We start from the raw sequence: 18,995 nt of genomic DNA, 5'->3' as shown, positions 1-18,995 counted from the left end.
TGAGCGTCTGCGCGGAAGAGCCGCGCTGCCGATACTAAGCCCTTGAAAGGAACCCCATGACCACCTTTGCCGATCTCGGCCTGTCCGATTCCGTCCTGGCCGCTGTGGAGGCGCTCGGCTACACCGAGCCCACCCCCGTGCAGGCCCAATCCATCCCGCTCGCCCTGGAGGGCCGCGATATGATCGCCGCCGCCAAGACCGGCACCGGCAAGACCGCCGCCTTCTCCCTGCCCTCCCTGGACCGTCTCGAGCGCTCCGACCGCAAGAAAGCGCCCACTATGCTCGTCATCACCCCCACCCGCGAGCTGGCCATGCAGATCCAGGAGGTCTGCGGCACCATCGCGAAGGCCCGCGGCCTGCGGGTGGCCAACGTCGTGGGCGGCGTGAAGATCGAGCCCCAGATCAACCGCCTCGCCCGCGGGGTTGACGTGCTCATCGCCACGCCGGGGCGCCTCATCGATCTCATGAACCAGAAGGCCGTGGACCTCTCCCAGGTGCAGATCCTCGTGCTGGACGAGGCCGACCGCATGCTGGACATGGGCTTTCTGCCCTCGGTGCGCCGCATCGTGGAGGCCACGCCGTCCAGCCGCCAGACGCTGTTGTTCTCGGCCACCATCGACAAGGGGGTCCTCTCCCAGGTCGACGCCATGCTGAACGACCCGGCCATCGTGCAGATCGCCGCCAAGGGCGAGACCGCCGATACCGTGGAGCAGTACATCGCCCGCGTGCCCCATACCCTGAAACCCGATCTGCTGGCGGCCCTCTTGCAAGAGCGCGGCGCCGAGCGCGTCATCGTATTCGCCCGCACGCGCCATCGGGCCGATGCGGCCTGCCGCAAGCTGAAGCGGGCCGGCTACCGCGCCGAGGCCATCCACTCGGACCGCTCCCAGAACCAGCGCAAGCGGGCCCTGGACAACTTCGCCTCCGGCGCCACCGACATCCTCGTGGCCACCGACGTGCTGGCCCGCGGCATCGACGTGGACGAGGTGGCCTACGTGGTGAACTACGACGTGCCGGTCCAGGCCGAGGACTACGTGCACCGCATCGGGCGCACGGGCCGCGCCGGAGCCGAGGGCTTCGCCGTCACCTTCGTGGCCCCCGAGAACAAGCCGGAGCTAGCAGCCATCGAGAAGCTCATCAAGCGCCCCATCCCCGAGATCGAGGTTCCGGGCTTCAACCTGGAAGAAGCCGCCGAGGCCGCGGCGGCCCGGGCCACCCGCGCCAACGCCAAGCACGACCCGGAGCTGGCCGCCGCCGCACGGGAGCAGGCCAAGAAGGACAAGCGCAAGGCCCGTGCCCGGGCCCGCGCCGAGGAGGAGGCCGCGACCGCGACGGAGGAGGCGCCTCGCAGCCGCCGCGATCGCAAGCCGGCCGCCAACCGCGGCAACAGCGCCAACCGCCCCCGCAGCGGGAGCGCCCCCAAGAGCGCCAAGGCCAAGGGCGGCGCCTCGGGGAAGGGGGGTGCCCCGGGGAAGAGCGGCGCCGCGGCCCGCAAGGGCGGCTCCGACCTGCGCCCTGGCCGCGCCCAGCGAGCCGCAGCGGCCGCCCGGCGCGGCGGCAAGGCCGGCGGCCGGGCGCGCCGCGGCTAGGGTGCTCGCGCGCCATCGCGCGCCATCGCGCACCACCGCGCACCATCGCGCACCATCGGGGCGGCCTGCGGGCCGCCTTTTTTTCGCGCCCCTTCCCCGCCGCGCCCCGAGAGGGAGCCGTTCCCTCGTCTGGCCAATTCCCTCCGCTTGCCGTACTCCACAGGATGCAGGGCGATCTTCAGGTATCGTAAAGACGTTAAACGGGGAAGGGAATATTGGATGAGAATCGCTGTTGCATGCGATGGTCTGAATGTGGCCGCCCAGGCGAGCGGCTGTGCGAGCTTTACCTGCTACGCGGTGAACCACGGCATCATCTCGGGATGCTGCAATGTGCCCAACATGGGCATCACCATCTTCGAGAGCGTCGAGACGCTCTGCCAGATCGATACCGACGTGCTGATCGCCGGCTCCTTCGATGAGGACATCCGCGCGGCCCTGGCCGCCGCCGGCATCGAGCCCGCCGTCACGGCCCTGGCTGCCCCGAAGGAGGCGGCGGATGCCTACCTGCACGCCACCCTCATGGGCGAGACCGGCCTGGAAGACGCCTGCGCCTCCGCAGAGCCCCTCGACGAGCTGGACGACGCCTTCGCCCGCATCGAGTACAAGCTCGTGGCCCGAAGCGCCTAGGGCGCCTTGGGCCGACAGGGCCCCGCCCCCAACCGATTCAGCCCGCGAAAAAGGGACCCTCTCGGGTCCCTTTTTCGTCACACAATGGAAGGCAACTTAGGCAACGGCCTTCTTGGCAATCTCGGCCAGGGCGGCGAAGGCGGTGGCGTCGTTGACGGCCATGTCGGCGAGCACCTTGCGGTCCAGGGTCACGCCGGCCTTCTTCAAGCCGTTCATGAACACCGAGTAGGACAGGCCGTTGATGCGGGCCGCGGCGTTGATGCGGGTGATCCACAGGCGACGGATCTCGCGCTTCTTGTTGCGGCGGTCGCGGTACATGTACTGCAGCGAATGCTGCACCTGCTCCTTCGCGGCACGGTAGGAACGGGACTTCGCACCATAATAGCCCTTCGCACGGGCGAGGACGGTACGACGCTTCTTGCGGGCATGGACAGAACGCTTTACACGAGGCATATCTTAATCACTCCTAAAGAATCGGAAGAACTAGCGGAGGCCGAGCTGGCGCTTGACGACCTTGGTATCGGCTTCGGCGATCTCCGTCTCGTGACGGAAGTTGCGCTTGCGCTTCTGGCTCTTCTTGGTGAGAATGTGGCTCTTGTAGGCCTTGGCACGCATGAGCTTGCCAGAACCGGTCACGCGGACGCGCTTGGCCATACCGCGATGGGTCTTCATCTTAGGCATTAGTTGTCCTTTCCTTCGTCGTTCTTAGCTTCCTTTTTCTTCTTGGCCGTTGCAGGCAGAGGAGCGATGAGCATGTGCATGTTGCGGCCCTCCATCTTCGGCTGGTTCTCGATGACCGCCACGTCCTTCAGGTCGTCGGCCAGACGCTCCAGAATGGAGAGGCCCTGCTCGGGATGGGCCATCTCGCGGCCGCGGAACATGATGGTGATCTTCACCTTGTTGCCGCCGTCGAGGAAGCGCAGCACGTGCTTCTTCTTGGTGGTGTAGTCCCCCACGTCGATCTTCGGGCGGAACTTCATCTCCTTGATCTCGATCTTGTTCTGGTTCTTACGCGCCTGCTTGGCCTTGATGGCCTGGTCGTACTTGAACTTCCCGTAGTCCATGATGCGACATACGGGCGGATCGGCGTTCGGGGCGATCTCCACCAGATCGAGATTCATGTCGTCAGCGATGCGCTGGGCCTGGGCCGTGGGGTACACGCCCATCTGGTTCCCATCGAAATCGATCAGACGGCATTCGCGCGTGGTGATCTCGTCGTTGAGCCGCGGCTCTTGAGCAGCTATCGCGCTCACCTCCCTTTCGTGTTCTCACACATAAAAACCCGCCGACTCCATCGAGCGCGGCGGGTTCCATTCGCAAAAGTCGTTCTGCGGAAGACCCATCAGCAACCCGAAGGCGCCGAACCAGGTGGAGAGCTTGCGCCCTCGCTTGATTAACAGCTTGTTTATGATAACTCTTATCTTTTGCCAGGGCAAGGACTTTTTTCAGAAGTTCGTCCAAGGAAGCCAGCGAGGGTCCGACAGGTGCCCGCCATTGCCTTGAAGCGCGGCCAAGCGGCCTTCGCGCCGTGAGGGAAAACGCTGAATAGCGAGGGCGGGCGCCTGTCGGAGCCGCAGCGTCGGCCGGCCCGTTCGTCCCGTCAGGGCGAGTGGAACCTAGGCGTTCACGTAAATGAAGATGGTGCGCACGGTGTCGGCGAGATTGCCCGAGGCGTTGGCCATGGAATAGTCGTAGGACAGCACCGCCGACCAGGTGTGGGACGCCCCTTCCACATCGGCCTCGCCGCTGAAGGAGCAGTACTCCTTGGTGACCGTCTTGCCGTCGGAGTCCACGGTGGTGTAGGCGGTGGAATCCTCGGGCAGCTCCACGGCCCCCTCGGGCACCGCCACGCCGGCCTCGGCCAGGGTCTTCTGGATGATGTCCTCATTGCGCACCGCATCGGCGAAGGAAAGCGAGCCGTAGCCGAGGGCCGTGGTTGAGGCGGAGTAGCCGGCCTGGATGATCTTGCCCGCCTCGTCCAGCCCCAGATACACCGTGGGCGTGCCCGTGCGGCTGTCGGCGGGCTCGGCCGTGAGCGCCACGCGGGCCTCGGTCTTGATGGGGTTGCCCTCCTCGTTCACCGCCCGGGTGCTGGACACCTGGGCGCCGTGCTGGAGCACGGTCACGGCCTCCTCCTGGGTAAGCCCCAACAGGCTCACCAGATCGGGCACTGTGGTGACCTTCGCCGTGGAGGTGGAGGCGTCCTGGGCCTCGTCGGGCTTGATCTCGGCAGTCTGCTGCTCGGTGCTGAGGGCCTGCTGGATACCGAGGGAGTTCCCCTCCTTGAACAGCTGCACGCCGAAATAGATGAGCCCCGCCACCACCAGCGCCAGCAAGATGATGGCCACGATGAGGATGCGGCGCATGCGGCGGGACTTGCGCATGTACTCGGGGATATCGTCCTTGGAGGCGGCCGTGTCCAGCTGCTCGCTGGGCCGGGCGTGGCGCCCGACGCCCTTGGCGCCCCGGGAGCGGCCGGACTGCGGGCCGCGGGAGGCGCCCTTGGAGGCTGGGCGCGTGGGAGCGCCAGAGATGACGCCGAGGTTGGCCGGGCGGCCGGCCTCGGCGGGGGGAACGGGGCGCCCGGCGTAGAAGTCCTCGAAGGCGCCCTCGTCGGCGAAGGCCTCGCCCACAGACAGGCCCTCCCCGTCCACCGGCTCGCCGTCGGCCAGATCGATCTCCTCCATCGTAGCGCCCGGACCCACCGTTATCTCCTCGGAAGCGATGGAGGAAGCCGAATCGGCGCCCTTCCCCACCGGCGTCATGGCCGTGGTGAAGCCGTCGGATCCCACGGGATGGAAAGCCTCGGTCAGGCCCATGGCCCCTTCCTCGGCCGGGGCCGGACGGCGGTTGCTCTTGCTGTTCTTCACCATGTTCGCTTCCTTCTTCGTTCGTTGGGGCTGCGTTCAAAGGGGGCGGTTGCGCTAGCGCGCGAAATTGCACCAGAGGACGAAGGCGACGATGGCGAGCACCGCCACGACGATGACCGTCTTCTGGGTCCTCGACATGGACGAGCCCTCGATGTCGGCCAGGGTGGTGGCCCGATAGCCGTCATCGGCCGCCGGCCGGACCGGCTCCGGCGCCGCGGGAGCGGGCTGGGCCCCGTCGGCCGGATCGGAATCGGGCTCGTCGGCCGACTCGGGATCCGTCAAGGCTCCGTCGGTCGGTGCAGGCCCTGTCGCAGGTCCGGCGCTCGTCCCGGGCCGGGGCTTTGGCCCGTCGGTCGGCTCGCACGCCAACCCCGTGGCGTCCTCGACGATGCCGGCCTGGATAACCACGTCGTCATCGTCGTCGGCATTCACCGTGATATGGGAGAAGCCCGCAGGTTCGGCCATGGGTCGCGTCCTTTCTGTGAGAAGGCTCAATTATAACGGATCGCCTCACCGGTTGAGGAGATCGATCACCGTAAGTTCACCGGAGGCGGCCTCGATGATGTCGCGGTTGCCGAAGACGCAGACGCAATCGGCCCCGGCGATGGCGTCCACCGCCGGACCCAAGGCCCGCACCTCCTCGGCCGTGGCCAGGGCCACCTCGCGGCGCACGGCGGCGCGCTCGGCGATGCCGTAGCCGGCGAAGTACATGCCGTCCTGGCGCCGCAGGAGCGCCCGGGCCTTCTCCGGAGCGTCCAGGGAGGCCACGACCGACACCACGTAGCCGTCCATCTCGGCCTCGGTGGGATCGAAGGCGCCGGCGAGCCACGAGCCGGCCTCGGCGAAACGGGCCCGGGTCTCGTCGATGCGCGGGTCGCGGTAGGAGTAGAAGCGGCAGGAGCCGGCGCGATTGCAGCGGAAGCCCACGCCGTAGGCGCCGCCCTTCACGCGCACCTCGCCCCACAGGTAGTCGTAGGTGAGGATGCGCGAGGCCAGAAGCCACGGACCCGTATAGGGCAGCCCCGTCAAGCGGCGATCCCAGCCGCAGGCGGTGTAGGTGACGTCGGTGGGCACGGCGAAGGCCTCGCGGCGGTTGACCGGGGCGGGCACCACGAGGGCCGCCTCGGGCCGGGGCCCGTCCGCGGGAGTGCGGGCCTCCCAGAAGCGATCCAGGTCGGCGTCGCTGCCGGCCAGCGACACCGTGCAGTTGCCGTCCACCACAAGGCGCCTCGCCAGATCGCCCAGCTTCGCGGCCAGATCATCGGCCCGCTCGTCGAAGGAGTCCAGCAGGTCCCTCAAAAAGCGGTAGTAGTCCACCCCGGCCAGCGCCTCGCGCACCACATCCGCCGGCAGGTAGTAGGAGGCGGCCCGGGCCATGGCCGCGGTGTGGCCGTTGGCGGCGAAGGACTGCTCCATGGCAATGCGCCACTGGGCCAGAATGTCACGGATGCGCTCGGTGTCGGAGAAGTCGGTCTCGGTGAGCACCTCGTCCACGAGGGTCGCCATCCAGGCGGCGTTCTCCCCCAAAGCCGAGGCGCCGGCCACGAGCACCGGGCGGATGCGGTCGCGGTCGTCCACGTCCTCGTGGACCTCGCAGGCGAAGCCCATGTTGCCGAGGTGGGCCTGGGAGAGGGTGTCGATCTCGGCGGCGCTGTGGCGGGCAGTGTCCAGCTTGCCGAGCACGCTGGCGAGCACGGCGGCATAGGGCAGCTCCTCGAAGGCGAGGGAGGCCAGATCGTAGTAGCGGTAGGCGTAGGCGAGTCCGTGGGTGGGAACATGGTGGCGCACGAGGTCCACGCCGTCGCGCTGGGCCTCCTCCCACATCTCCTCGGCCGGCGCCGGGCCGATATCGCCGCGGGTGAGCTGCGGAAGCTTCGCCACCGCGGCCGGGTCGTCGGGGGCCTCCTGGGCCGCCCGCAGATCGGCGCAGGCCCGCCGGATGGCCTCGGCCTCCTGGGGGTCGAGGGCCGCGGCGCGGCGCCGGGCGTCGGCCTCGGCGGCCGCCTCCCCGTCGGCGCCCGCGGGCACCACCTCGGCCCGGGCCCAGTGGCCGCTCTCGCAGAACAGCTCGCGCAGCAGCCGCTCGAAGTAGCCTTCCTCCACCCGGGCGGTCAGGGCGGCGAACAGATCGTCGAAGCGCAGGTAGGCCATGGGGTCGTCGTCGGAGTACAGCCAGCCGCCCAGGGCCGCCATGGCCAGCACCACGCCGTCGGCATAGCCGAAGTTGCGCTCCCGCATGACGAACTGCCCGTGGGCCAGGGCCGCCCGCACCAGATCGCGATCGAGGCCGCCGTCGGCCAGGCGCGCCGCCTCGCTGCGCACGATCTCCTCCAAGCGCTCGGCGGCCCCGGGCCGCGCCCCGCGCAGGGACACCACGGCAAAGGGCTGGGCCACGGAGTCCACCACGTAGCCCAGAGCGTCGTCGGCGATGCCGGCATCCAGCAGGGCCCGCTTCAGGGGCGCCTCGTTGGAGCCCATGACAGCGTCGATGAGAATGTCAGCGGCCAGCACGCGCTCCCGCTCGGCGGCGGTGCCGATGACCGAGCCCACGGCGGCGCAGGCGTTCTCCGGCGCCGTGTCCATGGCCACGGCCACGGGCTCGGCCACCACGGGTGCCTGCAACCCAAGGGGGTTCGCCTTCAAGGGCCCGCGCTCCTCGGCGGAAAGCGGCGCCAGGTAGCCCTCGTCGATGAAGGCGAGGAAGCGATCCAGGTCAAGGTTGCCGTACAGGATGATATAGCTGTTGTCGGGACGGTAATGGCGGCGATGGTTCTCCAGGAAGGCCTCGTAGGTCAGCGTGGGGATGGCCGCCGGCGTGCCGCCCGATTCGAAGCGGTAGGTGGTGTCGGGGAACAAGGCCGCCGACAGGCCGTTGAACAGCACCGCGTCCGGCTCGGAGAGGGCCCCGCGCATCTCGTTGTACACCACGCCGTTGTAGACGAGGCGCTCCTCATCCCCCTCCCCTTCCAGCTCCCAGTGCCAGCCCTCCTGCTCGAAGATGGCCGGGCGCTTATATATGTTGGGGCGAAAGACCGCGTCCAGGTACACGTCCATGAGGTTCAACAGGTCGCGCTCGTTGGTGGAGGCCACCGGGTACATGGTCTTGTCCGGGAAGGTCATGGCATTCAGAAAGGTCTGCATGGAGGTCTTCAGCAAGTTGACGAAGGGCTCCTTCACGGGGAACTTCTCCGACCCGCACAGCACCGAGTGCTCCAAGATGTGGAAGACACCCGTGTCATCGGCGGCCGGGGTCTTGAAGCTAATGGAGAAGGCCTTGTTGGCATCGTCGTTGGCCAGGTACATGAGCCGCGCCCCCGAGGCCACGTGGGTCATGAGGTGCGCGGTGCCCTCGATCTCCGGCAGGTCCTCGCTGCGCTCCCAGGCGAACCCGTGGCGCGCCGCGATGGTCTTGGTATCGGTCATAGCCGTGCCCTTTCTCTGCGTTTTCCGCCCGTATTGTACCCAACGGGGCCGCAAGGGACGCCTTCCTTCATGCCGTCGTTATTATTTCTCCGCGAGGAGAAAATATTCGCTATAATCGGCGACAGAAAAACAGCCCGATTCCGAGACGAGAGACGGAGCGATCCATGCTTGAACTGAAGAACCTGGTGTTCGAGGTACCGGCCGACGGCGGCGGCACCAAGCGCATCATCGACGATCTGTCGCTGACCATCCCCGACGGCCGCTTCACGGTCATCACCGGCCCCAACGGCGGCGGCAAGTCCACCCTGGCCAAGCTCATCATGGGCATCGAGGAGCCCACGAGCGGCACCATCCTCTTCGACGGCGCCGATATCACGAAGATGCCCATCACCGACCGTGCCAAGCTGGGCATCGGCTACGGCTTCCAGCAGCCGGCGCGCTTTCGCGGCATGAAGGTGAAGAAGCTCTTGGACATCGCCGCCGGCAAGAAGCTGCCCATGCTCGCCTGCAACGAGTACCTCTCGAAGGTGGGCCTGTGCTCGGCGAGCTATCTCACCCGCGAGGTGGACAAGTCGCTGTCGGGCGGCGAGGTGAAGCGCATCGAGATCGCCACCATTCTGGCCCGCGACCCGAAGCTGGCCATCTACGACGAGCCCGAGGCCGGCATCGATCTGTGGAGCTTCGATCGCCTCACGGAGACCTTCCGCGACATCCACGAGGCCCGCGACGGCCGTTCCATCGTTATCATCTCGCACCAGGAGCGCATCATCTCGCTCGCCGACGAGATCGTGCTTCTGCAGGCCGGCTCCGTGGCCGCCACGGGCACTCCCGCCGAGCTCATGCCGCAGCTGGGATTCGCCGCCCGCAGCCTGGACGACCACGGCTGCCCTCTGTCGGTGCCCACCGAGCTGCACCTCACCGAGATTCCCACCACCTGCTAACCCGCCAGAATCTACCAGCGATCGAGTACCGGCGTAGAGGGAGCGGCGGGTGTTCCGACCGAGCGAGTTCCGCAGCGACTTGAACAGGACTGAACGTCCTGTTCAACCAAGCGAGGACTGTCTGAGCGAATCGGAATACCCGGCGATCCCGACCCCGAGGAGTCGCTGCAACACTAAGGAGAACGAACATGGCCGTTGACCTTTCCCCCATCGACGAGAACCTGCTCGCCGAGATCGCCAACATGCACGGCATGCCGAAGGGCGCCTTCAACGTGCGCAAGGACGGCGAGCTTGTGGAGCGCCATTCTTCCGCCTACATCGACATCGAGACCAAGACCGACAACCCCGGCATCGACATCCGCATCGCGCCGGGCACCAAGGGCGAGACGGTGTACATCCCCGTCATCGTGACGAAGTCGGGCCTGAAGGACGTGGTGTACAACACCTTCTACGTGGGCGACGATTGCGATGTCACCATCATCGCCGGCTGCGGCATCCACAACGACTCCCATGATGCCTCCGAGCACGACGGCATCCACAGCTTCTATATCGGCAAGAACGCCCGCATCCGCTACGTCGAGAAGCACTACGGCGAGGGCGAGGGCTCAGGCGAGCGCATTTTGAACCCCACCACCAACGTGTACATGGAGGAGGGCTCGTCCTGCGAGATGGAGATGGTGCAGCTGCGCGGCGTGACCAGCACCGAGCGCGACACCAACGCCGAGCTGGGTGCGGGCGCGAAGCTGGTGCTCACCGAGAAGCTACTCACCCACGGCAACCAGACCGCCATCTCCAACATGAAAGTGGAATTGAAGGGCGAGGGGTCTTCCGTGCAGGTGATCTCCCGCTCGGTGGCCCAGGACGATTCCGTGCAGGTGTTCAATCCGCTCGTCATCGGCGAGTGCGCCTGCCGCGGGCACGTGCAGTGCGACGCCATCATCATGGGCAACGCCAAGGTGAAGGCCATCCCCGGCATCGAGGCGGCCAGCGAGGACGCCATGCTCGTGCACGAGGCCGCCATCGGCAAGATCGCCGGCGACCAGATCGTGAAGCTCATGACGTTGGGGCTGACCGAGGAAGAGGCCGAGGCCGAGATCTTGGACGACTTCTTGAGCTAAGGCGCACTCCAACCAGCAAAAAGCGGTCCATCAGGACCGCTTTTCGATGTCCTGACGATGGAATAAGGGAAGGGCGGCCGCGCACGATGCGGTCGCCCTTCCCGATACATGTCTTCCCTATGGCTGAGAAGCTTTCGGCTATTCGGTATCCTCGTCACCGGTGTCGCCGCCGGACCCGTCGCCGTCGCCGGACCCGTCGCCGTCGCCGGACGCGCCATCGTCACCGGCACCGTCGCCGTCGCTGCCATCGTCGGCGCCCTCCTCGCCCGAGCCGTCGCTTCCGTCACCGGAACCGTCGTCGGAAGAGGAGACGGGCGTGGTCTCGTCGATGACCGTCAGGTCATCGAGGGCCACCGAGGTGCCGAGCCACTTGCGCTCGATGACGCTGATGGTGCCGTTGCCGGCCAGGTTCGCCAGCACATCGCCGGCGGCGGTCTGCAGATCGGTGTTGGCGCTGGCCACCGCCATGCAGTAGCCGCTCGGTTTCATGAGCATGGCCACGATGGACACATCGAGCCCGTCGTCCACCCCGTGGGCGGCGTACAGGCCGATGATGGCATCGGCGGCCACGTACTGCACCGTACCGGCCTTGAGGGCCTGGAAGGCCTCGCTCAGGCTGTCAGTGGAGGTGAGGGCCCCCTCGCCGAACTCGTTGGTCACGGCCCAGGCGCTCTTCGAGGATACCTGCGCGGCGAAGGTGGCATCGCCGCCGGGCTGGGGAACGCCGGCATCGGGGCTGAGGGAGAACAGGGCAATGCCCGTGGGCAGATAGGACGGGGACATCCAGAAGTCGCCCTCGGCGCTGGCGTTATCGATACCCAGGATGACGTCGGCCTCGTTGTTGGCCAGGGCCGCTGCCGGATCGGAGCCAGTCTCAACGATGGAGAGCTTCAGGCCCAGCTCATCGGCGAGCGCGGCGGCGATATCCACATCGATGCCGATGATCTTGCCGTTGCCCATGCCGGCCAAGGGCGGGTTCTCGGTGTTGACGCCCACGCGCAGGGTGCCCTCCTCGCCGATGACCGGCGTCTGCACCGCAGCCTCCTTCAGCTGGGGGCGATAGTCGTTCGAGCCGTTGCAGCCGGCCAGCATGAAAGTCATGCAGGCAAGCGCCGCCCCGAGGGCGACCATAACGAACTGGCGTCTTCTCACAATGTCCTCCGTCTAGTACGTCGTGTCACAGTGCCTCTTCCGACTGACCTAGTCTTTGACCCCACACTCGCGCACTGGGGCGTTCGCTTGCGCTACTGACCCTCTCGTCCGTCGCAGGATCTTGACTGCGAAACGGGTGCGGACGGTGCGACTTACCTCTAGGATACGCCATGCTCACGCCGGGCGGGCCCAGCCGCTTACGTGGATCCTTTCGACCGCATCTGCCATGGACTTGGGAGCACCCGCAGGCCCTCCCGCAACTACAGACCCGAAAGAAGCACCGATAAGTGTAGCAGAAGCCGACCCCCATGGGGAAAAGCCCAGAGAACCTACGGGTGACAAACGGCAAACGCGGGCCGGCGGACGCGGCAGCGGCCCGACAGCGGGCGGTGCGGGACGCGAGGGCGGCGCGCGGGCGATCAGGGCGGCATGCCGCGAGGGTGCCGAAGGGCCGCCGGGGCGGCGCGCCGGCGATAGGGGCGAGGCGATGCCGGGGCACGAGCGGGTCGGCGAAACGGCGTGGAAACGGCACACCGTAGGTGCGCGGCGGGATCTAGCTGCGGCTCGGCGGCGAACTTTTCGCGATTTGCGCCCGCTACACTGCTCCCATGGAAACCAAGGCCGAACAACTCCCCCTCTTTACTCTTGCCGCCGATCCGCCCGCAGCCCCGGCAATACCGTGCCGCGCTGGGCGCCCCGCACCCCGCGGGCGGCAGGAGCGGACAGGCGCGCTGCAGTCCCCGAGCAAGGAACGCGGGACGCAGCGCCATCGGCGTCGACGGCACGCGGCACCGCAGCGCCAGCGGGAACAGCCGCCATCCGCCACGGCCGGGCACCACCTGCGCCAGCGGGCCTTCGAGGTGTTCGCCGAGACCCTCTTCCCCACCCGCTGCGCCCTCTGCGACGCACCGGGCACCGTCCTGTGCGACCGCTGCGCACGTCGCCTCCCCTACATCGATGCGACCCTCGCCTGCCCCCGTTGCGGCGCCCCCTACGGGCGGGTGCAGTGCACTGAGTGCAACCCCGTGCTCATGGCCCCCTTCGGCTGCAAGGAGCCTCCCTGGGACGGCGCCGTGAGCGCGCTCGTCCTCACCGAGGCGGCCCGGCGCGTCGTCACCGTGTACAAGGATCAGGGGGAACGGGGTCTCGCCCGGCCCATGGCGGCCATCATGGGCCGCTATCTGCCGCCGGCCTGGCTCGCCGACGAGCCGGCCGTGGCCTTCGTGCCCGCCACGCCCGGCGCCCGACGGCGCCGCGGGTTCGACCACGCCGAGCTGCTGGCCCGGGAGCTGTCCTGGATCATCGGAGCCGAGTGGGCGCCGCTTCTGGCCGCCCCGCGCCGCCTCGACCAGCGGCGCCTGTCGCGCACGGCCCGCATCCAGAACATGCGGGCGTCTATGCGGGCGCTCCCCGGAGCCACCATACCCCCGGCGATCATCCTCGTGGACGACGTGTGCACCACCGGCTCCACGCTCATGGCGGCCGTCGAGGCCCTGCGGGAAGGAGGTGCCCACACCGTCTACTGCGCCACCTTCGCCCGGACATAAGAAAAGGCGCGCCCGAGAAGACGCGCCTACGCAAAACGGTTCAGGGGAGCTTGCACCGACCAAGCGACTGCCCTCGGGCCTGCCTTGTGCTACAGCACGGCGAAGGGGGCTGGGAAGGACCCTACTTGGAAGAGAGGCGGACGCCCTCGGCCTCGGAGAACTCGGCCACGTCCACGGAAATGGAGTGCCTGATGGGCTTCCAGGCCGCCTTCTTCACGAGGGCGATAAGCGCGATGGGAATATAGGTGAGCATGAAGATGGGGAACGTGAACATGTAGCGGATCTTCTTCGCCGTCGTGGTGCGAATGGAGTCCCATTCGACGAAGGTGGTCAGCACGCCGAACACGAACATGAACACGAGGTAGTTGCACAGGCAGAAGACGACCGATGTCACCGAGCTGGCGATGGCCACGCCGCCGGACATGACGCCCGTAGCGGCCAGCACGATGATGATGGAGTTGAACAGGATGGAGATGATGGAGAGCAGCATGCCCGGGGCAATGGTCATAAGCATGTCGTAGCAGGCGAAGCGATAGCCGCGGGGGTTGACCACCGCCCCCTTCACCAGACCGCCGGCATAATGGGCGAACACCTGGTAGAAGCCCTTGGCCCAGCGGAAGCGCTGGTTCCAGGAATCGCGGAAGGTGATGGGCTGCTCATCGTAGAGCACCGCCGTGGGGCAGTAGGAGATGCGCACCCCGTCGATGATGGAGGAGGCGGAGAACTCGATGTCCTCGGTGAGCAGGTGCCACTTCCAGCCGCCGGCCTTCTTCAGGATGTCGGCCGCGATGAAGAAACCGGTGCCTGACACCGCGCAGGAGGTGTTCAGCGTGAGCCGCGCCTGGTTGAGGAACTTGGCCTCGCGCAGGAACCACACGCCGTAGCCGGCCGAGATCCAGTTGCTGCCGAAGTTCTTGGAGTTGCGATAGGAGGTGGAGGCCTGGGCGCCCCCGTCGAAGGTGGCGTTCATCTCGCGGAAGTAGTTCACGTCCAGCACGTTGTCGGCGTCGAAGACGAAATAGGCCTCGTAGTCTTTGTCGGCATACTGCTCCCAGATGGCCTTCAGGCCCCAGTCGAGGGCGTAGCCCTTCCCCACCTGCTTGTCGTTGTGGCGCGGAAACACGATGGCGCCGGCCTCGCGGGCCACCTCGGCCGTGCGGTCGGTGCAGTTATCGGCGATGACGAACACATCGATGAGCTCGGCGGGGTAGTTCTGCACCTTGATGGAATGGATGAGATCGGCGATGACCGCCTCCTCGTTGCGGGCAGCCACCATGACAGCGTAGCGGTGGTTGCGCGCAGCCGTGCGCTTGGGGGCACGACGGGTGAGAACGACCAGCACGTAGTAGAGCTGATAGGTGTAGCACAGGGTAAAGGTCAGGAACACGCAGAAGTTGAAGATGTCAACGAAGGACAACGCCGACACTTGCGAAGCTACGGTATCGAACACCAATGTACTCCTTGGACGTGCGCCGTCAGGCGCGTGTGCACAAACGCCTGAATTATAGCCGCCAACACCGCCCTGCGCACGATGTTTGCGTCCGAGAGGGCCATTTGATGCCATTTGCCCACAAAGCGGCCCCGCCTCTCCGCATTTGCCCCACACCCCCTCCATATATGTAAGGGAAGCGTAAGGTTTTTCCGACGACCGGGACACTCCCCCACGCCGCCGCGCCGCTGTGCTACCCTGTTTCGCATGCAATCGCACCCTGGCGATACCGCGTGCCGACGCCCGCGCCGGAACCGCGGCCGCCTTCAGGAAAGGAAGCAATCCGTGAGCAAAGCCTGCGACATCAAGGACATCACCCTGGCCGACGAGGGCCAGGCCCGCATTCTCTGGGCCGACCGCGACATGCCGGTGCTCGCCCGCATCCGCGAGCGCTTCGCCGAAGAGCGCCCGCTTGAGGGCGTGCGCATCGGCGCCTGCATGCACGTGACCACCGAGACGGCGAACCTCATGCGCACGCTGGTGGCCTCCGGCGCCGAGGTGGCGCTGTGCGCCTCGAACCCGCTTTCCACCCAGGACGACACCGCCGCCTCCCTCGTGCGCGACTACGGCGTGTCCGTGTATGCCATCGCCGGCGAGGACGGCGAGACCTACGAGCGCCACATCGCCGAGATCGTGGCCACCAACCCGCAGATCATCATGGACGACGGCGCCGATCTGGATACGGCCCTGCACACCAAGTTCACCGACAAGCTGGCCGACGTCATCGGCGGCACCGAGGAGACCACCACCGGCGTGGTGCGCCTTATGGCCATGGCCGCCGAGGGTGCCCTGCGCTATCCGGTGTTCAACATCAACGACGCCAACACCAAGCACTGCTTCGACAACCACTACGGCACGGGCCAGTCCACCTTGGACGGCATCGTCCGCGCCACGAACCGCCTTCTGTGCGGCCGCACCATGGTGGTATCCGGCTTCGGCTACTGCGGCAGCGGCCTGGCCCAGCGCGCCCGCGGCATGGGCATGGACGTCATCGTCTGCGAGGTGGATCCCCTGAAGGCCCTGGAGGCCCATATGGAGGGCTACCGCGTGATGAAGGCCGCCGAGGCCGCCCGCTTCGCCGACGTGTGGGTCACCGTCACCGGCGACTGCAACGTCATCGACGAGCCGGCTTTCAAGAACATGAAGGACGGCGCCATCATCTGCAACTCGGGACACTTCGACTCCGAGATCAACATGAAGTGGCTGCGCGAGCACGCCGTGAAGGTGGAGGAGCTCAAACCGCTCGTGGAGGAGTACACCCTATCCGACGGCCGTACCGTCACCGTGCTGGCCGAGGGGCGCCTCGTGAACCTGGCCTGCGCCGAGGGGCACCCGGCCAGCGTGATGGACATGAGCTTCGCCAACCAGGCCCTGGCCGCCGAGTACCTGTTCAAGCATGCCGATGAGCTGGAGAACAAGGTGTACGACGTGCCCGCTGCCATCGATGATGACGTGGCCCGCGTGAAGCTGGAGACGTTGGGCATCGAGATCGACACCCTCACCGAGGAGCAGATCGCCTACATGAACAGCTGGAACTTCTAGGCCCGCGGGACAGATCACATGAATCGGGGCGCTCCCTCACGGGGCGCCCTTTATCGTAGGCGCGGGCTGCTAGCGGGGCTTGCGCGCCTCCAGGGCCACGAGGCGGTAGGCCGCGTCATCGCCGGGCACCGTGGGCACCCGATGGTCGAAGACACTTCCCCGATCGGCGGCAACCTCATGCTCTTCGCGCAGCACAGGCGCCATGAAACCCGCTTCGGCGAGCCAGCCCATCAGCTGCGCCCGCGAGGGAGCCGCCTGCACGGCGTTGCCGAGATGCCGGGCCGCCTCGACGACGAGCGCGCGGGCCGCAGCGGACCCCTCGCTGTCGGCTACCGCGCATTCAATGAGGAGCGAGCCGCCCGGCACAAGTACCGCCCGGCATTCCCGCAAAGCCTGAAGAGGATCGGCGAACAGCGCAAACGAGCTGTTCAGATACACGTAATCCGCCGACTCCGGCGCCACTGCGCTCCTGAGCCGCTCGGGGTAGGCCACGGCAAACGTCATGTTGCTGTGCGGCATTCGGCTGCGCTCCAGGGCCGCCGACACCCCGGCGCGGGCCTCGTCGATGAGCGACGGTCGCCAGTCGATGCCTGTGACGCGGCCCGTCGGGCCCACAAGCTCGCTGAGCTTATAGCAGCCCTTGCCGCGGCGACAGCCCACGTTGACAACGCGAGCGCCGGAAAGCGTGCGTCGCGGCAACTCCATATGACAGCGAGCCGGAAAACCCCCTTCCCGGGGAAGCCCGTCGTAATACCGTCGCAGCGTCTCATCCGCCATGCCAGCCTCGCTTTCTCGATTTCGGGTATTATACTCGCACCTGTAAACTTCCAAGAGAGGAGCGCCATGATCGTCACCACCACCCCCACCGTCGAGGGATACCGCATCACCGGCTACTACGGCATCGTGTTCGGCGAGGTCATCACCGGTATCAACTTCCTAAGAGACTTCGGCGCCGGCATTCGCAACCTGGTGGGCGGCCGATCGGCCGGCTATGAGGAGGAGCTCATGCAGGCCCGCAACCAGGCCGTGGCCGAGATGCAGCAGCGGGCGGCGGCCCTAGGCGCCCACGCCATCGTCGGCGTGGATATGGACTACGAGGTCCTGGGCCAGGGTAATATGCTCATGGTGACCGCCTCGGGCACCGCCGTCACCGTGGAAGCGGCGTAGAGGGTCAGCCGCGAGGAGTTCACGTACCCCGCATTCCCCAAAAGGGGTAGGCGCATCGGTATTTCGATTCGCCCGAAAAAGCTCGCTCACTCCAGAGACACGAACTGTGCGGCGAGCGCGGCCGCGATCGGCTCGGACAGGGCGGCCTCCTCGGCGAAGAAGGCCCAGCGGCTCACCGCTTCACTTCTATAAAAGGAACGATGCTGCACACTATGCAGCTTTATAGACTCTATGATGCAAGATAGCTCCAGTTACAGCGTTTAGCCTCTCATGCTTTCCGAGGAAAAGCGGATCAGTGTCGCCCGGCCGGCAAGAAACGGGCGATCAGGATAGCGGCGAAGGCGGCGAGGACGAGCACGCCGTAGGCAGGCAGGTAGGTGTGCGCGCCCACCTGAGCAGCGCCCGCCAAGCCGGGACCGACCATCGAGGCCAACACGAGGTTGGCATTGACGAGGGCGTAGTTCATGGCATAGTGGGCCATGCCGAATCGCTCTCCCGTGAAAGCCGAAGCCGCCGACACCGAGCCGCCATAGGCGGCGCCGAGCAGCATGAATCCCACAACGATGAGGGGGAACAGGGCCAGCTCGACAGCGGCGACGCAGGCCAAGAGCGCACACCCGTAGGTGGCGGAAACGATCGTCATAGTGCGCCGCGCTCCAGCGCGATCCCAGAGCCATCCGGCCCCCAGACGGCCAGCGGCATTGAAGGCCCCGATAGAGCCCATGGCCGCCGAGGCGAGCAAATAGGCCTCCCCTCCTTCGTCTTTAAGCACCTCGAGAGCCGCCGGCACAGCATTGCTGACCAGGGCCATGCCGCCCGTGCTGATGAACACCATCCAGGCGAAGAACATCCAGAAGACAGGGGATGCGACCATAGCTCTCGGCATCATGCCGCCAGACGGCGCCGACGCCCCTTCTGCGCCGACCTCCTGCGGAGCGGCGCGCTCCTCGGAGAGCTCCCCGGGGCGCGGAAGGCGCAGAACCGTAGCGCCGAAACCCAGGAGAACCCCGAAGGCGCCTCCTAGCGCGACAAAGGCGGTTCGCCAACCCCAGGTTGCCAGAACAGCCGCAACGGCCGGGGCGAGCGCGAAGGTTCCCAACCCCACTCCCGCCAGCAGCAGCCCCGAGACGGTGCCTCGACACCCAGAAAACCACGGCAGCACCGTGGCGAGCACACAGTTGGCGCCCAGCCCCACGGACAGGCCGCACACAACTCCGTAGGAGACGCAGACCCATGCCAGGCCATTGGCAGCAGCGGTGGAAACGAAGCCGAGAGCCGCCAGTGCGGCCGAGAGCGCCATAACGAAGCGCGGCGATGTTCGGGCAATGAGCCACCCCGAGACGAGTTGGCCTGCGCACAGCATGACCATGGATACGCTGAACACCATCGAGGTGTCGGTGCGCACCCAGGCAAACTGCGCCTCCAGAGGGCCGACGAAAACCGACCAGCTGTAAACGACACCCAAAAGCATGTTGATGGAAAATCCGGCGATTCCCGCGACCAGCGCGCGTCCCCCAGGCGCCGCCATAG

The 18,995-nt window shown here is 66.8% G+C and carries 18 protein-coding genes; 7 read left to right on the top strand and 11 right to left on the bottom strand.

The features are described from left to right. The first annotated feature begins 56 nt into the window (after window positions 1-56). Window positions 57-1,589, top strand: coding sequence for a DEAD/DEAH box helicase (locus tag AAK988_RS07470; protein ID WP_369872512.1), 1,533 nt, complete (start codon window positions 57-59; stop codon window positions 1,587-1,589). Window positions 1,590-1,808: 219 nt separating this feature from the next. Continuing rightward, entirely contained in the window at window positions 1,809-2,216 is a 408-nt protein-coding gene (locus AAK988_RS07465) for a NifB/NifX family molybdenum-iron cluster-binding protein (protein WP_151431926.1), read from the top strand. A gap of 96 nt (window positions 2,217-2,312) precedes the next feature. Here AAK988_RS07465 and rplT read toward each other — a convergent pair whose 3' ends face one another. From rplT to AAK988_RS07435, 6 genes are all read right to left on the bottom strand, one after another. Further along, window positions 2,313-2,669 carry a 50S ribosomal protein L20 gene (gene rplT, locus AAK988_RS07460; RefSeq protein WP_135971087.1) on the bottom strand — a complete coding sequence of 119 codons (357 nt, stop codon included), beginning with the start codon at window positions 2,667-2,669 and terminating at the stop codon, window positions 2,313-2,315. A 30-nt stretch (window positions 2,670-2,699) separates the two neighbouring features. Next, window positions 2,700-2,897 carry a 50S ribosomal protein L35 gene (gene rpmI / locus AAK988_RS07455; RefSeq protein ID WP_135971086.1) on the bottom strand — a complete coding sequence of 66 codons (198 nt, stop codon included), beginning with the start codon at window positions 2,895-2,897 and terminating at the stop codon, window positions 2,700-2,702. Continuing rightward, window positions 2,897-3,469 (bottom strand): translation initiation factor IF-3, encoded by a 573-nt coding sequence (infC, locus tag AAK988_RS07450; protein WP_135971085.1) that lies wholly within the window; start codon window positions 3,467-3,469, stop codon window positions 2,897-2,899. The genes rpmI and infC overlap by 1 nt, the downstream gene beginning before the upstream one ends. Window positions 3,470-3,832: 363 nt before the next feature. Next, window positions 3,833-5,089 (bottom strand): histone-lysine N-methyltransferase, encoded by a 1,257-nt coding sequence (locus AAK988_RS07445; protein ID WP_369880576.1) that lies wholly within the window; start codon window positions 5,087-5,089, stop codon window positions 3,833-3,835. Between the two features lie 51 nt (window positions 5,090-5,140). Then, the gene (locus tag AAK988_RS07440; RefSeq protein WP_135971083.1) at window positions 5,141-5,551 is read right to left on the bottom strand and encodes an SURF2 Surfeit locus protein 2; all 411 of its coding nucleotides are present in this window, start codon (window positions 5,549-5,551) and stop codon (window positions 5,141-5,143) included. A 45-nt stretch (window positions 5,552-5,596) separates the two neighbouring features. After that, window positions 5,597-8,509 (bottom strand): insulinase family protein, encoded by a 2,913-nt coding sequence (locus AAK988_RS07435; protein ID WP_369880575.1) that lies wholly within the window; start codon window positions 8,507-8,509, stop codon window positions 5,597-5,599. A gap of 164 nt (window positions 8,510-8,673) precedes the next feature. On the opposite strand from AAK988_RS07435, the gene AAK988_RS07430 reads away from it, so the two are divergent. Together AAK988_RS07430 and AAK988_RS07425 are read left to right on the top strand one after the other, a co-directional pair. Next, on the top strand, window positions 8,674-9,450 hold the full coding sequence (locus tag AAK988_RS07430; RefSeq protein ID WP_135971081.1) for an ABC transporter ATP-binding protein: 777 nt from the start codon (window positions 8,674-8,676) through the stop codon (window positions 9,448-9,450). A gap of 188 nt (window positions 9,451-9,638) precedes the next feature. Continuing rightward, complete coding sequence (locus AAK988_RS07425; RefSeq protein WP_016308589.1) at window positions 9,639-10,568, top strand: SufB/SufD family protein; 930 nt, start codon at window positions 9,639-9,641, stop codon at window positions 10,566-10,568. Window positions 10,569-10,706: 138 nt separating this feature from the next. On the opposite strand, the gene AAK988_RS07420 is transcribed toward AAK988_RS07425, so the two are convergent. Then, window positions 10,707-11,720 carry a substrate-binding periplasmic protein gene (locus tag AAK988_RS07420; RefSeq protein ID WP_242369544.1) on the bottom strand — a complete coding sequence of 338 codons (1,014 nt, stop codon included), beginning with the start codon at window positions 11,718-11,720 and terminating at the stop codon, window positions 10,707-10,709. 860 nt (window positions 11,721-12,580) lie between these two features. Here AAK988_RS07420 and AAK988_RS07415 point away from each other — a divergent pair. Beyond that, window positions 12,581-13,267 carry a ComF family protein gene (locus AAK988_RS07415; protein WP_170272805.1) on the top strand — a complete coding sequence of 229 codons (687 nt, stop codon included), beginning with the start codon at window positions 12,581-12,583 and terminating at the stop codon, window positions 13,265-13,267. Window positions 13,268-13,388: 121 nt separating this feature from the next. Here the strand turns inward: AAK988_RS07415 and AAK988_RS07410 are convergent, their stop codons facing one another. Beyond that, the gene (locus AAK988_RS07410) at window positions 13,389-14,717 is read right to left on the bottom strand and encodes a glycosyltransferase family 2 protein (protein WP_369872516.1); all 1,329 of its coding nucleotides are present in this window, start codon (window positions 14,715-14,717) and stop codon (window positions 13,389-13,391) included. 324 nt (window positions 14,718-15,041) lie between these two features. On the opposite strand from AAK988_RS07410, the gene ahcY reads away from it, so the two are divergent. Beyond that, entirely contained in the window at window positions 15,042-16,298 is a 1,257-nt protein-coding gene (gene ahcY / locus AAK988_RS07405) for an adenosylhomocysteinase (RefSeq protein WP_369880574.1), read from the top strand. Window positions 16,299-16,367: 69 nt separating this feature from the next. On the opposite strand, the gene AAK988_RS07400 is transcribed toward ahcY, so the two are convergent. Beyond that, on the bottom strand, window positions 16,368-17,075 hold the full coding sequence (locus AAK988_RS07400; protein WP_136435184.1) for a class I SAM-dependent methyltransferase: 708 nt from the start codon (window positions 17,073-17,075) through the stop codon (window positions 16,368-16,370). Between the two features lie 66 nt (window positions 17,076-17,141). Here AAK988_RS07400 and AAK988_RS07395 point away from each other — a divergent pair, with 66 nt between their 5' ends. Then, window positions 17,142-17,465: a heavy metal-binding domain-containing protein gene (locus AAK988_RS07395; protein ID WP_369880573.1), complete on the top strand. Its 324-nt coding sequence runs from the start codon at window positions 17,142-17,144 to the stop codon at window positions 17,463-17,465. Window positions 17,466-17,551: 86 nt separating this feature from the next. Here AAK988_RS07395 and AAK988_RS07390 read toward each other — a convergent pair whose 3' ends face one another. After that, window positions 17,552-17,674, bottom strand: a complete 123-nt coding sequence (locus AAK988_RS07390) for a hypothetical protein (protein ID WP_369872518.1) — start codon at window positions 17,672-17,674, stop codon at window positions 17,552-17,554. 83 nt (window positions 17,675-17,757) lie between these two features. Beyond that, window positions 17,758-18,993 carry an MFS transporter gene (locus AAK988_RS07385; RefSeq protein WP_369872519.1) on the bottom strand — a complete coding sequence of 412 codons (1,236 nt, stop codon included), beginning with the start codon at window positions 18,991-18,993 and terminating at the stop codon, window positions 17,758-17,760. Window positions 18,994-18,995: the final 2 nt, after the last annotated feature.

Origin of the sequence: Adlercreutzia muris, assembly GCF_041223505.1 — a bacterium.
Lineage (GTDB): Bacteria > Actinomycetota > Coriobacteriia > Coriobacteriales > Eggerthellaceae > Adlercreutzia > Adlercreutzia muris.
This window is presented reverse-complemented; position numbering and strand designations above follow the sequence as displayed.

Bases quoted from the DNA above. Each gene is read 5' to 3' on its own strand.
- AAK988_RS07465 (WP_151431926.1), top strand. From the start codon at position 1,809: ATGAGAATCGCTGTTGCATGCGATGGTCTGAATGTGGCCGCCCAGGCG.
- AAK988_RS07425 (WP_016308589.1), top strand. From the start codon at position 9,639: ATGGCCGTTGACCTTTCCCCCATCGACGAGAACCTGCTCGCCGAGATC.
- AAK988_RS07430 (WP_135971081.1), top strand. From the start codon at position 8,674: ATGCTTGAACTGAAGAACCTGGTGTTCGAGGTACCGGCCGACGGCGGC.
- rplT (WP_135971087.1), bottom strand. From the start codon at position 2,669: ATGCCTCGTGTAAAGCGTTCTGTCCATGCCCGCAAGAAGCGTCGTACC.
- AAK988_RS07435 (WP_369880575.1), bottom strand. From the start codon at position 8,509: ATGACCGATACCAAGACCATCGCGGCGCGCCACGGGTTCGCCTGGGAG.
- AAK988_RS07440 (WP_135971083.1), bottom strand. From the start codon at position 5,551: ATGGCCGAACCTGCGGGCTTCTCCCATATCACGGTGAATGCCGACGAC.
- AAK988_RS07400 (WP_136435184.1), bottom strand. From the start codon at position 17,075: ATGGCGGATGAGACGCTGCGACGGTATTACGACGGGCTTCCCCGGGAA.
- AAK988_RS07395 (WP_369880573.1), top strand. From the start codon at position 17,142: ATGATCGTCACCACCACCCCCACCGTCGAGGGATACCGCATCACCGGC.
- AAK988_RS07445 (WP_369880576.1), bottom strand. From the start codon at position 5,089: ATGGTGAAGAACAGCAAGAGCAACCGCCGTCCGGCCCCGGCCGAGGAA.
- AAK988_RS07385 (WP_369872519.1), bottom strand. From the start codon at position 18,993: ATGGCGGCGCCTGGGGGACGCGCGCTGGTCGCGGGAATCGCCGGATTT.
- AAK988_RS07470 (WP_369872512.1), top strand. From the start codon at position 57: ATGACCACCTTTGCCGATCTCGGCCTGTCCGATTCCGTCCTGGCCGCT.
- rpmI (WP_135971086.1), bottom strand. From the start codon at position 2,897: ATGCCTAAGATGAAGACCCATCGCGGTATGGCCAAGCGCGTCCGCGTG.